We start from the raw sequence: 12954 nt of genomic DNA on the forward strand, positions 1-12954 counted from the left end.
TTTCATTGGGTGCCTAGCCAGCCTCTCAACGGCCTTCGCTGCGCAGTTCATCCGCAGCGGGGACGGAAAGAGTAAACCGCGCACCTTGCCCTGGGGCGCTTTCCACCGTCAGGTCGCCGTCCATCGCCCGGGCAATCCGGCGTGAGATATACAGCCCCAGCCCGGAACCACCGTCACCGCTGCGGCCCAGGCGTTCAAATTTCTCGAAGACCTTCTGTTGTTGCGCTTCATCGAGCCCATGCCCCTGGTCCGCCACGGTGATCAAAGCGCGATTCCCGATCCGATCGAGCCTTATCCAGACCTGGCTGTCCTCCGGCGAGTAGCGGATCGCATTGCCGACCAGGTTCAGAAGGATCTGGAGCACCCGGCGGAATTCGGCGATTGCCAACTGGCTCTCACCTTCGACGGGAGGCACCAGCGTGATGCCTTTTTCTTGCGCCCTTACTCCAAGAATACCGCAGGCGCGGCGTGCAACATCAGCCAATTCGATGCGGTCCGGTGCCGTTACGAACTGGTCCGACTCGACCACCTCAAGATCTGACAGATCGTCAATCAGCGCCAAGAGGTGCTGCGCAGCAGTCGCGATATCGGCCGCGTAGTTCGAATATTCATCGGCGATCGGACCTGCCAGCTTCGTACGAATGGTCTCCGCATTTGCGATTATGCGGTTGATTGGTTGACGCAGGACGGGCGTCAAATCGCGACCAAAGGAAGCGCCCTCGATCGCTCCACCACCAGTAGAATCAGCCTGTGCCGGATCGGGGGTATCGGCGGTAAGGTATAGAACGAAGCCTGCGCTGCCAGATTGCCCCTGTCCCAGGGGTTCGAGATGGGCGGTCCATCGTCTTGATGAACCGGCTATCTCGCAATGCGCGCCATCCAGAAGACGCCAATGCAGCGGCTGTTCGTGCGCGTTCCCGGGCAGGCGCACAAAATCGGTCCAGGGCCGCCCGATCGCTTCCCTTGTCGCTTCGACAAATTCGCTTAGGTCCGGCGCCTCGGTGACGACCGAAAGAATCCCCTGTCGCGGGTCAAGGCGCGCAGTACAATCTGCAAGGTGCCGATTAATCTCCACACGTCGACGTGCAGATTCAATTTCGTTCTCCGGCGGAAGTTCTTCCGAATGCCAGCTCACCACGTCGATAGAGCACGCTTCGAGAGCGCCTTCATCGCTCAGTTCCGGAGCGACCTCGACCCAAGCCGATATACGGTTTTCGCCATCGATCGCATTGAACTGGCGCGCAAGCCGGAGTCCATAATGGCCCGCTTTCTCGACCAAGGCATGCAGCTCCGGGATAGCGATCGGGCTTCCCAATTTGCCTCCGCATGCCTCCTGCAAGCCGATAAGCGGATCGCCTGCCTCCACCAGATGCCCAGCAGTATCCGTGCGACCATGCGCGATGTAGCGGGTGCCGACGCTGGCCATATCAGACGATCCCCAAGGTGCCGGCTTCGGCAATCATCTGCAGGGCATCACCTTGATCGAGCGCGTCTACTGCACGCACTGGATCTGCCGACCGATGAAGGCGCAATATTTGCGCTTCGATCGCTGCACCGGCCATTCCTGCGGCACGAAGGCCAAGCGCCAGACGAACGATCTGTTTCTCATTGGTCGAAAGGACCGCCATAACTCTCGACTGCCGCGATCCAACGGCTAGCGCTGTCAAAAACAACGGTACGCCAGCCTGCTCGAGATCAAGTGCTTCGGAAGCACTCTCCCCCATGCCTGCTACCAGACGGGCAAGCAGCGCCAATCTGCCGGCACTTTCATCAAACCCGTTGCGCAACTTGGCTTCAGCCCGGATCATCGCATCCGACCGGCGTGGGCCGTTGAAGGCCCTCCAGCCCAGCAAGAGTTCGTGAAACAGGTCGCCCGGCAGTTAACTGAGCGGCAATTCCATTCGCCGTTGCGATTTTGCAAAGCGCGACTGTGCTGCCAAGGCTGCCATTGCGGCGCTCGACTGGCTCGTATCGGCCGTCGCGATCAACTGCTGCAAGAGGGGTGAAAGCACCGGATCCAGGCCATACTGGGCCTCCAGGCGTGCCGACAGCTGCCATTCCAGAGCCAAAGCATGGCAATGTGAGAGGATCAGGGGGCTGCTGAAGAAGTGCTCGGCCAGTGCCTCGCCATTGCGATCGGCAAAGGCCTCACGCCCCGCCTCCCCCGTCGCCTCCGCCTGAGCCCGCAGGACTTGCCATGCAAGATCGTGGCACATGCCCCTGATCCGCGCGACCAGCTCATCGGAAAACAGTGATGTATCGGGGGTTGCAAGCAAATGCGTGAGGATCGGTCCAACACGCGCCAGAATAGCGTTCCCGCGCGCGAGCCCGTCGCGCAGGGCAGCCACTCGGTCCTTGTCCCCGGTATCAGGCACGGCGTTCCACAAAGTCATGGCTGGGAATTAGCATCCACATGGTTAATTCGTCGTTATTCCGCACGGTCTGACAGGCGAAAAAGCGACAGAAGCACAATCAGAACCATAACTGCGACAACGGGCTGAACGATGCCCAGGAAAGCCGCGGGAACCATTAGCAATGCAAGGGCGACCCTGTCGCGGTAACTCTCGCGCCATTTCCCGCTTCCGCGAAACTGCGCCAGCCTCAACAGGCCGAACAGCACCGTCGGCACGAAAAGACGAAGCCATTCGGTATCTTCGGGTGATGCCAAGGCTATCAAGATGGCAAGGATCGGGTCCAGTAGCCAGTCGATTGCCTTGGTGAGCGCAGAACGCGATCTACCGATCTGCCCCGCCTGCGCAATTCGTTCAACTGTCTCGCCTGCAACTCCCAGCATGGCCATCAAGGCTCCGAATCCAAACGAAGCCAACGGATATCCAAGGATGCCGGACGACAGCGCCAAGATTCCCGAAAACCCGGCCGCGATTGCCGGAATTCGCGCGCCCTTTCCACCAATTATGTCACGCGCGAGCCGGACTCCGATCCGCTCGGCAATTGCCAGTCCCGGTGCGGTGAATGGGGCCGGTGTCGCATGTGCACCAATCCACCGGGCTTCCCGCTCGGCAAGCTCGTTCTCGTTGGGGGAGAGATGCCAGGCCCCCTCTTCGATCAGCCTCTTCTCCAGGGGGTGAATGCGAACGCCTGATTGGAGCGCGATGCGCAAGAGTGCCGAAATTATGTCCGCATCGGGCGCCAGTTCGGCAAGACGCTCAACATTTGCCCCCAGGATCAGCATTGCACCAGACCATGCGAACTCTGCATCGATCCGCTCATATCCACGCGAAACCGCAATCTCCGCGGGAAAAACGAGCACCGTCGGTCGCGCAACATGCCGCAACACCGCATCCTCGTCCGGCAATACACCTGACGAAAGAACCAGGAGTTCATCTGCGGTCGTAATCAGGCCGGATAGCGGTCGTGGGTCCTGGAGTGCAACGAAGCGAGCCCCACCGCGCTCGGCGCGACGCTGGGCTTCGATCACCTCCCTGCCAATACCATCGACCAGGCAAGCAATTGTCTCGCAACCGGCCGCCAAGGCAAGATCGATTTGCCGCTCAACGATCCGCGAACCCGCAAATTGTCGAAAGGGCGCGCGCAGATGGCCCGGTGCGGTCAATCTATCAAGCGTGGACAACAGGGCGACGCGCAAAACGCTCTCCGAAAATCGACGTCAGGGGACGAAACATAATCCTACGGTTCGGAACACTGATCTGCCAGCCCTATTGGCCCCCTTTCCCGCAGGCCACTGTCGCTCCGATGGACCACCACACCCAGTCGCGCCGTTCATCTGGCACTCAACCCGTACAGTTCTCGACCATTGCGCTGCATAACTATGGTTAAAGTGGGTGTAAGGAGTCAGGAATCGTGATAGATTTCATGCATGAGAAAGCGCACCCTGATCCAGGCAGTCGAATCTGAAGCCGATACGGAAGCAGTCGAAGTTACAACTTCTGAAATGCTTGCTGACGAGACCTCGGGTGAACTCGAAGCAGTTGAAGAGGAATACTGGGAAGAGCCCAAGCCGCGCAACTTCGGTTGGGTTGTTCCCGCCCTCGCCCAGTTGGCCATCGCGGGGTGGACTGGTTTCTTTGCATGGGCATACCAGCAGGATCTGCTTTCTGGCGGAACACCGCAACAGTGGATCGGGTGGATTACAACCTGGACCCTGCCTGTACTCCTCATCGTTTCGCTGTGGATGCTCGCGACAAGAAATTCGCGTCGGGAAGCAAAGAGGTTCGGTCTGGTTGCCCACAGCCTTGCTGAGGAATCGGCACGTCTCGAAACGCGGCTAGTTACGGTCAATCGCGAATTGAGCCTCGCCCGTGAGTTTCTCACGACTCAAACCCGCGAGCTCGAATTCCTGGGACGTTCGGCGACTGAAAGGCTGTCCCAACATGCCGATCGCCTACAAGAACTGGTTAAGGACAACGGGTCCCAGATCGACGCAATCGCAAGCGTCAGCGGTACGGCGCTCGAGAATATGGATCGGCTGCGCGACAATCTTCCCGTCATTTCCAACTCGGCAAAGGACGTCTCCAATCAGATCGGCGGGGCCGGTCGCGTGGCAAAGGCGCAGCTTGATGAGCTTATTGCTGGCTTCAAGCGCCTCAACGACTTCGGCGGCGCTAGCGAACGGCAAGTAGCTTCGCTGCGCGATAGAATTGATGACGCCCTTACTTCGTTCGGTGAGCAGGCAGATCATTTGGGAACAGTCGCAGAACAGCGCTTCGCTGCCCTGCGCGAAAGCAGCGAGAGCTTCCGTTCAGAATTGGACGGCCGTGAAGTCGATGCCCTAGCTGCGATCCGTACCAGAGCCGATGCGCTTCGCGCAGAGCTGGAAGAAGCCAGTCGCGTCGCGGCGACAGAGCAAGACTCGGCAGTCGCTGCGCTCCAGCAAAGGCTCGACTCGCTTCGCAGCGAGGCGGCCTCCATTGCGAGCTCGGTCCGTGGCGGCGAACGTGCAGCCATCGCCGCGTGGACGAACCAAATCGAAGTTATGCGCAAAGGACTCGAAGAAGCGATCGAGGAGATCCGGGAAATCGACGAATCCGCATTGGCCGCCGCCAATGCAAAACTGAAGGCGCTGTTCGAAGAAGCCGAGGCGGTCGACGAACGGATCGCTGAGCGCAATCGGACCTTCGATGCAGAAGCGATCCAGCGGCGCGCCAATCTGGACGCGGCCGAGCAGGCTGCCCTTTCGCTCATGCGCGATCGACTGGTGGCCCTGGATAAGGCCCTGGACGAACGCAGGGCAGCTCACCTCGACCGTGCTGCAGCCTTGGTCCGAGAAGGCGATGCGCTTGGCGAGCGGATTGCCCAACTTGGCGAGACCTTCGCCAAGGCAAAGGAACAGGGTCGCGATGCATCGCACGCAATCGCACAGGGAATCGAGGATCTTTCGGGCAAGCTGGGTGAGACGCGTGAGACAATCGACGGCACGGACGCGGCGGTTTCCGCTCTTACCGACGCCAGCGTTCGCTTGCTTGAACTGATCCAGGCGAGCGCCAAGCAGAGCCGCGAAACCTTGCCCGAAGCGATGCAGGCGAGTGAGAACCGACTGGCTGCGATCGAAGCACGCGCAACTGCGGTTCACAGCCTACTCGATCAGGCCCGCTCCGCCGGTGAAGGCGCTGCCAAGGCGATCGAAAGCGCGGACGATCGCGCCAAGACCGTCATGGAAGAGGTCGACGGCTTCCAGGCGCGCTTCGGGGAAACTGCAGCCGAGCAAGTAGCAGCGATGGAAAGGCTGCGGGCCAGCGTTGCAGCGCTAAGCTATGAAAACGATGTTGTCGCCACGCGCGCCCAAAAGGAATTGCAGACGGCGATCACAGCCCTGGAAACCAGCGCTCGCGAAGCGCTCACGGCAATCGAGTCAGAACAATCCGAACGGATCGCCGGAATCGCTGCTAAGGTCGGTGAACAGAGTGCCCAAGCCATTGATCACGCGCTTGCTGCGCACACCGAACAAGCCCTGGCCAAGCTGGATAGCGCCACCGCGCGATCGAGCGAAGCCGGGCGCGAAGTAACGCGGCAGCTGCGTGATCAACTTGCCAAGGTGAACGAACTGACGGGGAATCTGGAAAGCCGGATTGCACATGCCCGCTCTCGGGCGATGCAGGAAGTCGACAATGATTTCTCGCGGCGCGTCGCTCTCATCACCGAGAGCCTAAACTCGAACGCGATCGATATTGCCAAGGCACTTTCTACCGAAGTCACCGATACCGCCTGGGCAAGCTATCTGCGCGGCGATCGCGGGATCTTTACCCGCCGCGCGGTGAGGCTGCTCGACAACACCAGGGCTCGTGAGATCGCTGAACTCTATGACACGGATCATGATTTCCGCGAACATGTCAGCCGCTACATCCATGATTTTGAATCAATGTTGCGCACGATGCTATCCACCCGCGATGGCCATGCGGTTAGCGTAACCTTGCTGTCAGGTGACATGGGCAAGCTCTACGTGGCCTTGGCACAGGCACTGGAGCGGCTGCGCCAATAGGCTAACGGACCGTCGGCCCCCAGAAGATCAAGTCCTGCGCGGTGATCCACCCGTTGAGGTAGTTGGCGACATAGGCTGCGGTCAAAACAGCAGCCAGCACGACGGCACGAAGCATGAGGCGGCCGGGGCGAAAGTTCACCGGTGCGCTGTCAGCCTGACCGGGAATCTTTTCGACCCCAACCTCGTCATGGGTCCGGACGCCAAATGGCAGCAGGACGAAAGCACTGAAGACCAGGAACAGGAAGTAGATCGCAAGAACGCTGGTCCATTGCATCGTGCTTCACCTCACAAGTTTGGCATTATGACGCGCACCTGGGGGCGTTTGCCGCACCAACGCTGCGCCGCGCGACGGGCGGCAAGCCGGGCCGCCTCCTGAATAGCAGCTTCGTCTTTTCGTGCTGGGCCTCTTAGCTTGCGGATCGCCTCTATCACATCCGCTCGCGCTTCAGCCACAAAGTCGGGATAATCCTCATCAAGCGGCAGTCCGAGGCTGTCGATCTTTGGATTCAAGTCACCATCAAGCGCGACGATGACAACGCCATCGCGCATGATGCGGCGACGCATGGTCATCGCATCTCCATCTGCGGGGACGATGATGTCGCCGTCGAGGACCAGACGCCCCGCCCTCACCTCGGCAATCTTGCCTGGGGCACCAGGAGCCAACCGCACGATGTCGCCGTTCTGCTGCACAACCTGATCCGGTATGCCGCTCGCCAATCCAAGGCGCCCCTGTTCCTGCATATGGCGCATCTCGCCATGCACCGGTACCAGGATCTCGGGCTTCAGCCAGCTGTAAAGAGCTTCGAGCTCCGGCCGCCCCGGATGGCCAGAAACATGGATCATGCTCTGCCGGTCGGTCACCATCGTGATCCCGCGCGCGGCCAGGCGATTCTGAACCACGCCAATCGATATTTCGTTCCCCGGGATCTGTCGGCTCGAGAACAGCACAACGTCCCCGCTCGACAGTTCAAGCGGGTGGTTTTCCTCGGCAATCCGGGCTAGTGCGGCCCTGGGTTCGCCCTGACCACCTGTGGCCAGTATCAACAGTTCCCCGCGAGGCAGGCCCATGGCCGTATCGAAATCGACGAGTTCGGGGAATTCCTGAAGGTAGCCGTTCGCCTGGGCCACTTCGATAATGCGATCAAGGGAGCGGCCGGCCACGCACACCTGCCTACCTGTCTCACGCGCAACATCACCCAGAGTCTGCAATCGGGCAACATTGCTGGCGAAGGTTGTAACGAGCACCCTCTTACCTGTGTGCTTCTGCACTTCTTCAAGAAGGCCCTTGTGCACTGCGCCTTCCGAACCGCTAGCCACGGGATTGAATACGTTGGTGCTGTCACACACCAGCGCGAGGACGCCTTCATCGCCGATCGCCGCCAGTTCTTCCTCAGTGGTCGGCACGCCGATGATCGGATCCTCGTCGAGCTTCCAATCGCCTGTATGAAAGATGCGGCCATGCGGAGTGCCGATCAGCAGCGCATTGCCTTCGGCGATCGAGTGGGCAAGCGGGATATAGGTGATCTCGAAGGGACCGACTGCGAAGCTGCCGTGGTCGTCGTCGATCACGATCAGCTCGATATCATTTGCGATGCCCGCCTCTTCCAGCTTTCGCAGGACAAGATCGGCGGTGAACGGAGTGGCGTAGATGGGAACACCAAGATCCGCAGCAAAATAGGGTACCGCGCCGATATGATCCTCATGCGCATGGGTGAGGACGATCGCTTCCAGCTGTCCGGCGCGCTCCTCGATGAACTCAAGATCCGCAAAGACCAGATCGACCCCGGGATACTGGTCACCGGAAAAGGTCATGCCAAGATCGACCATCAGCCAGCGCCCCTGACAGCCATACAGATTGACGTTCATGCCGATTTCTCCCGAACCCCCAAGGGCCAGGAACAGCAGTTCGTCTTCCGGCGTGAAATCCTTCTTCAAGCAGACCGCTCCGCCAGGATGGCGAGGCCATCGAGGGTAAGGTCGCTATCGACCGCATCAAAGATATCAGTGTGCAGGTCGAACAGAATCGCCAGGCCGCCTGTCGCCACCACCTTGCTGGGGCGCCCAATCTCGGCCTTCATCCGGGCAATCAATCCTTCCATCATCGCGACATAGCCCCAGAACACACCGATGAGCATCTGGTCCTCGGTATTGGTGCCAATTACGCTGTTGCTCCGCGGCTTCTCGATCGCGATACGTGGGAGCTTGGCGGTGTTCCCAACCAAGGCGTCGAGCGACAGGTTTATACCCGGAGCAATGATGCCGCCCTTGTAGGCACCATTGAAGTCGACCGCATCGAAAGTTGTGGCAGTGCCGAAATCGACGATGATCAGATCGCCTTCATACCGCTCATGCGCGGCGATGGCATTGAGCGCCCGATCCGCACCAAGCGAACTGGGCAGATCGACGTCGATATTGATACCCCATTGAGCTTGCCCCTGCCCTGCAATCAGCGGGGATACGCCGAAGTATTTCTCCGCGAGCACCGTCAGATTGTGGACCGCGCGGGGCACAACCGAACCGACGATGATCTGCTTCACATCGTCGCGCGAATAGCCTTCTATTTCGAGCAGTTGGAGAAGCCACACGGCATACTCATCGCCAGTACGCCGGGGATCGGTAGCGATCCGCCAGCGGGCCTTGATCTCGCGCCCGTCATAGAGCGCAAAGACCACGTTGGTGTTGCCGACATCGGCTGCGAGCAGCATCCCTCACCTCTCCTCGATTGCAAGCATCACGTCGCCCGCGTGGATGGCACGACTGGAGCCATCCGCCAAGCGCAGCAACAGGGCACCATCCGGTGCAAGACCGGCAAAAGCACCCTTGATCATACCCTCGCCCGGCGGATGCACCTCTAGTAGAGTGTCCTGTGGGTGCGCCACGCTTTCCCATCTGCGCACGACAGGCCCGAGCCCGTAAGTCCGCCAGCGTTCCAGTTCACGATCAAATGCTGCGGCGAGGCCCGCGGCGAACAGGTCGCGATCAGGAGCAGGTCCCAAGTTCGCCAAGGCGACCGTGCGCCGATCGGGTAAATCGGGCGCGCGAGCAAGGTTTACGCCGATCCCGACAACAATCGCATCGCCTTCGCGCTCGAGCAGGATCCCCGCAAGCTTGGCGCCGCCCAGCATCAGATCGTTCGGCCATTTGAGCTGCAAAGCCGTAGGTTCTGCAAGCAGTGGAACGACCGCTTCATAGACTGCCAGCCCTGCGACGAGGGCCAGTGTAGCCGGGTTGGGATCGTGCGACGTAATCCGCACCAAGGTCGAGCCCATGAAGTTGCCCGACCCATCGAACCATGTGCGGCCCTGCCGCCCTCTCCCCGAAACCTGACGATCGGCAACAAGCCAGTAGCCCTCGGCCAATGCCTCGCCCGCACGCAATGCGGCAGCGAGGTCGGTATTGGTCGAACCGGTCTCTGTGACGGTGCGGATCACACCAGGATAGCGAATGCCGCTGCGGCGCGCGCGGCCCAGTCACCCAGCGGGATCGTGAGCAAATACCCCAGCGGTGAGATAAACGCCGCGCAAAGGGCCAGCACGACCCAATGGCCCAGCGGGCTCTTGGCTTCGACTTCGCGGGTAGGCTCGTCGAAGAACATTACCTTGATGAATTTGAGGTAATAGAACGCGCCGATCACACTGGCGGCAATACCGATAGCGGCCAGCGCAATCAGATCGGCGCGAACTGCCGCCTGGAAGACCACGAACTTGCCCCAGAAGCCGAACAGCGGCGGAATCCCCGCCAAGCTGAACATCAGCGCCAGAAGGCACCAGGCCAGGGCAGGCCTCTTGGTCGACAGGCCCGAGATATCGGCAAAGGTTTCGAGCGGGTTGCCCTGTGGGTCGCGGAGCATCAGCAGCGCAGTGAAGCTACCAACCGTCATGGCAACATAGATCGCAAGATAGGTCATCACGCCCGCAACCCCATCGGGGGTCGCGGCAGCAAGACCAATCAGGATGAAGCCGACGTTGTTGATCGAGGAATAGGCAAGCAGGCGCTTGAGGTTCTGTTGGCCGATTGCACCCAGCGCGCCCACAACGATGGACGCAAGGGCGGCAAAGATCACGATCTGCTGCCAACTATCGACCTGACCGCCGAAGGGGTCCATCGCCATGCGAACCAACATCGCCACGGCGGCCACCTTGGGCGCGCTGGCGAAGAATGTGGTCACTGGGGTCGGTGCACCCTCATAGACATCAGGCGTCCACATATGGAACGGCACGGCCGCGATCTTGAAGGCCAAGCCGGCAAGGACGAAGACAACCCCGAACAGTGCTCCGGTCGAAAGCCCGCCATCGAAAGCAGCGCGGATCGCCAGGTAGTTCGTCGTGCCGGAGAAGCCGTAGACCAGGCTCATACCGTACAGGATGATGCCCGAAGCCAGTGCACCCAGGACGAAGTATTTGAGGCCTGCTTCGCTTGAGCGGGAATCCTGCTTGAGGAAGCTGGCAAGCACGTAGCTCGACAGGCTCGACATCTCGAGCCCGATGTAGAGAGTCATCAGGTCGGCCGCGGAGACCATCATGCCCATGCCGACGGCATTGAACAGCATCAAGACGGGGTATTCCCCACGCCAGGCCCCGCGTTCCTTGAAATAGGAACCCGATACGATGAGGCAGGCAATGCAGGCCAGATAGATCAGAATCTTGGCAAAGCTGCCGAAGCCATCGACGCGGTACAGCCCACCGAAGGCGTCTCCGCCCAGTTCGAACGAAGGGTTGGTCAGCAGGTCGGCGCTAAAGATTACACCAGCGAATAGAGCTGCGACAGCGACTATTGTGACCGGACGCACCACCCGTGCCCCGCCCCAGGCGGTGACCAGCAGCAGGACAAGCCCGGTAAGCGAGAGCGTAATCTCGACTGCCGTGAAATACAGGGAGCTTAGCAAAGCCATCAGTGCGCTCCCTCTTCGGATGCTTCTTCACCATGCGCGGCGGCGACATAATTCGCATTGTGCTCGCGTGGTTCACCCACTTCGTTGGCGGAATCGAACGAGGGCGCAGCGCGTGCGATGCGGGCCTCGAGCGTGGCAATGTCCTGTCGCATGGGTGCCAGGAAGCTCTCCGGATAGACGCCCATCCACAGCACAGCAGCCGCAATCGGGGCGAGCATGGCCCATTCGCGGGCGTTGAGATCGGTCATGCGCGCGGCATCTTCATTGACCTGCGCGCCGAAGGCTACGCGGCGATACAGGTAGAGCATGTAAGCCGCGCCAAGGATAATGCCCGTGGTGCAAACCAGCGTCACCAGGGTCGAAACCTTGTAGATGCCCGCAAGCGCCAGGAACTCTCCAACGAAGTTGCTGGTCCCCGGCAGCCCGACCGAGGCCATTGTGAAGAGCAGGAAGAACAACGCATACTTAGGCATGTTGATGCTGAGCCCGCCATAGCGTGCAATTTCGCGCGTGTGCAGCCGGTCGTAGATCACACCGACGCAGAGGAACAACGCGCCCGAAACCAGGCCGTGGCCGAGCATGACCATCATCGCACCCTCGATCCCCTGCACGTTGAATGCGAAGAGGCCGACGGTCACGATCGCCATATGCGCGACGGACGAATAGGCGATCAGCTTCTTCATGTCGTCCTGCACCAGCGCCACCAGCGAGGTGTAGACCACTGCAATCATCGACAGCACGAAGATGAGCCATGCGAACTGCGCGCTTGCTTCGGGAAACATCGGCAAGCTGAAACGGATGAAACCGTAACCGGCAAGCTTCAACAGCACCCCGGCCAGGATGACGGAGCCAGCGGTAGGCGCCTGAACGTGCGCATCAGGCAACCAGGTGTGCACCGGCCACATCGGCATCTTCACCGCAAAGCTGGCGAAGAATGCCAACCACAGCCACGTCTGCGCTGCCGGGCTGAAGTCATAATTCATCAGCGTCGGGATGTCGGTGGTACCTGCGGTGTTCGCCATCCACATCATCGCGATCAGCATCAGCACTGAGCCGAGCAGGGTGTAGAGGAAGAACTTGTAACTCGCGTAAATACGGTCCTGACCACCCCACACGCCGATGATCAGGTACATCGGGATGAGGCCGGCCTCGAAGAAGATGTAGAACAGGTAGAGGTCCTGCGCCATGAACACACCGAGCATCAGCACTTCCATGAACAGGAAGGCACTCATGTATTCGCCAACGCGCTTGGTGATGCTGTCCCAGCTGGCAAGGATACAGATCGGCATCAGGAAGACGCTGAGCATGATCAGCATCAGCGCGATGCCGTCGATACCGAGGGCATAGCTAAACCCGGCAAAAACTTCGGCGCGTTCGGTGAACTGCCACTGCGCGCCGCCGATGTCGTAGTTCATCCACAGCAGGATACCCAACGCAAGGTCGAACAGGGTGGCACCCAGCGCAACCATGCGCGCAGTCGGCGCGTTGAGGAACAGGCAAGCGATCGCCCCGGCCAGCGGAACGGCGAGCATCAGGGAAAGGATGGGGAACTCCATCAGAACAGCACCCAGGTGATCGCGGCGACGAGCCCGAGGAGCATCACCAG

11 protein-coding genes are annotated in these 12954 nt (G+C 60.2%); 1 reads left to right on the forward strand and 10 read right to left on the reverse strand.

The features are described 5' to 3' along the window. Positions 1-25: 25 nt before the first annotated feature. From AAFM29_RS06585 to AAFM29_RS06600, 4 genes are all read right to left on the reverse strand, one after another. Positions 26-1426, reverse strand: a complete 1401-nt coding sequence (locus AAFM29_RS06585) for a HAMP domain-containing sensor histidine kinase (protein WP_341712009.1) — start codon at positions 1424-1426, stop codon at positions 26-28. A 1-nt stretch (position 1427) separates the two neighbouring features. After that, a complete protein-coding gene (locus AAFM29_RS06590) occupies positions 1428-1808 on the reverse strand; it encodes a hypothetical protein (protein ID WP_341712010.1) in 381 nt (126 codons plus the stop codon). A 72-nt stretch (positions 1809-1880) separates the two neighbouring features. Continuing rightward, positions 1881-2393 (reverse strand): hypothetical protein, encoded by a 513-nt coding sequence (locus tag AAFM29_RS06595; RefSeq protein ID WP_341712011.1) that lies wholly within the window; start codon positions 2391-2393, stop codon positions 1881-1883. Between the two features lie 35 nt (positions 2394-2428). Continuing rightward, entirely contained in the window at positions 2429-3592 is a 1164-nt protein-coding gene (locus AAFM29_RS06600) for a hypothetical protein (RefSeq protein WP_341712012.1), read from the reverse strand. 246 nt (positions 3593-3838) lie between these two features. Between AAFM29_RS06600 and AAFM29_RS06605 the strand changes: the two genes are divergently transcribed. Then, on the forward strand, positions 3839-6457 hold the full coding sequence (locus tag AAFM29_RS06605; protein WP_341712013.1) for an ATPase: 2619 nt from the start codon (positions 3839-3841) through the stop codon (positions 6455-6457). A 1-nt stretch (position 6458) separates the two neighbouring features. Here AAFM29_RS06605 and AAFM29_RS06610 read toward each other — a convergent pair whose 3' ends face one another. From AAFM29_RS06610 to AAFM29_RS06635, 6 genes are read right to left on the reverse strand one after another with little or no spacing between them, the layout of a single operon-like run. Beyond that, on the reverse strand, positions 6459-6731 hold the full coding sequence (locus AAFM29_RS06610; RefSeq protein ID WP_341712014.1) for a DUF1467 family protein: 273 nt from the start codon (positions 6729-6731) through the stop codon (positions 6459-6461). Between the two features lie 11 nt (positions 6732-6742). Beyond that, positions 6743-8392 carry a ribonuclease J gene (locus tag AAFM29_RS06615; protein WP_341712015.1) on the reverse strand — a complete coding sequence of 550 codons (1650 nt, stop codon included), beginning with the start codon at positions 8390-8392 and terminating at the stop codon, positions 6743-6745. Further along, positions 8389-9162: a type III pantothenate kinase gene (locus AAFM29_RS06620; RefSeq protein WP_341712016.1), complete on the reverse strand. Its 774-nt coding sequence runs from the start codon at positions 9160-9162 to the stop codon at positions 8389-8391. The genes AAFM29_RS06615 and AAFM29_RS06620 overlap by 4 nt, the downstream gene beginning before the upstream one ends. Positions 9163-9165: 3 nt before the next feature. After that, positions 9166-9888 carry a biotin--[acetyl-CoA-carboxylase] ligase gene (locus AAFM29_RS06625; protein WP_341712017.1) on the reverse strand — a complete coding sequence of 241 codons (723 nt, stop codon included), beginning with the start codon at positions 9886-9888 and terminating at the stop codon, positions 9166-9168. Continuing rightward, positions 9885-11348: an NADH-quinone oxidoreductase subunit NuoN gene (gene nuoN / locus AAFM29_RS06630; RefSeq protein ID WP_341712018.1), complete on the reverse strand. Its 1464-nt coding sequence runs from the start codon at positions 11346-11348 to the stop codon at positions 9885-9887. The genes AAFM29_RS06625 and nuoN overlap by 4 nt, the downstream gene beginning before the upstream one ends. Next, positions 11348-12904 (reverse strand): NADH-quinone oxidoreductase subunit M, encoded by a 1557-nt coding sequence (locus tag AAFM29_RS06635; RefSeq protein ID WP_341712019.1) that lies wholly within the window; start codon positions 12902-12904, stop codon positions 11348-11350. The genes nuoN and AAFM29_RS06635 overlap by 1 nt, the downstream gene beginning before the upstream one ends. Between the last annotated feature and the right edge of the window lie 50 nt (positions 12905-12954).

Origin of the sequence: Erythrobacter sp. (genome assembly GCF_038133525.1) — a bacterium.
Lineage (GTDB): Bacteria > Pseudomonadota > Alphaproteobacteria > Sphingomonadales > Sphingomonadaceae > Qipengyuania.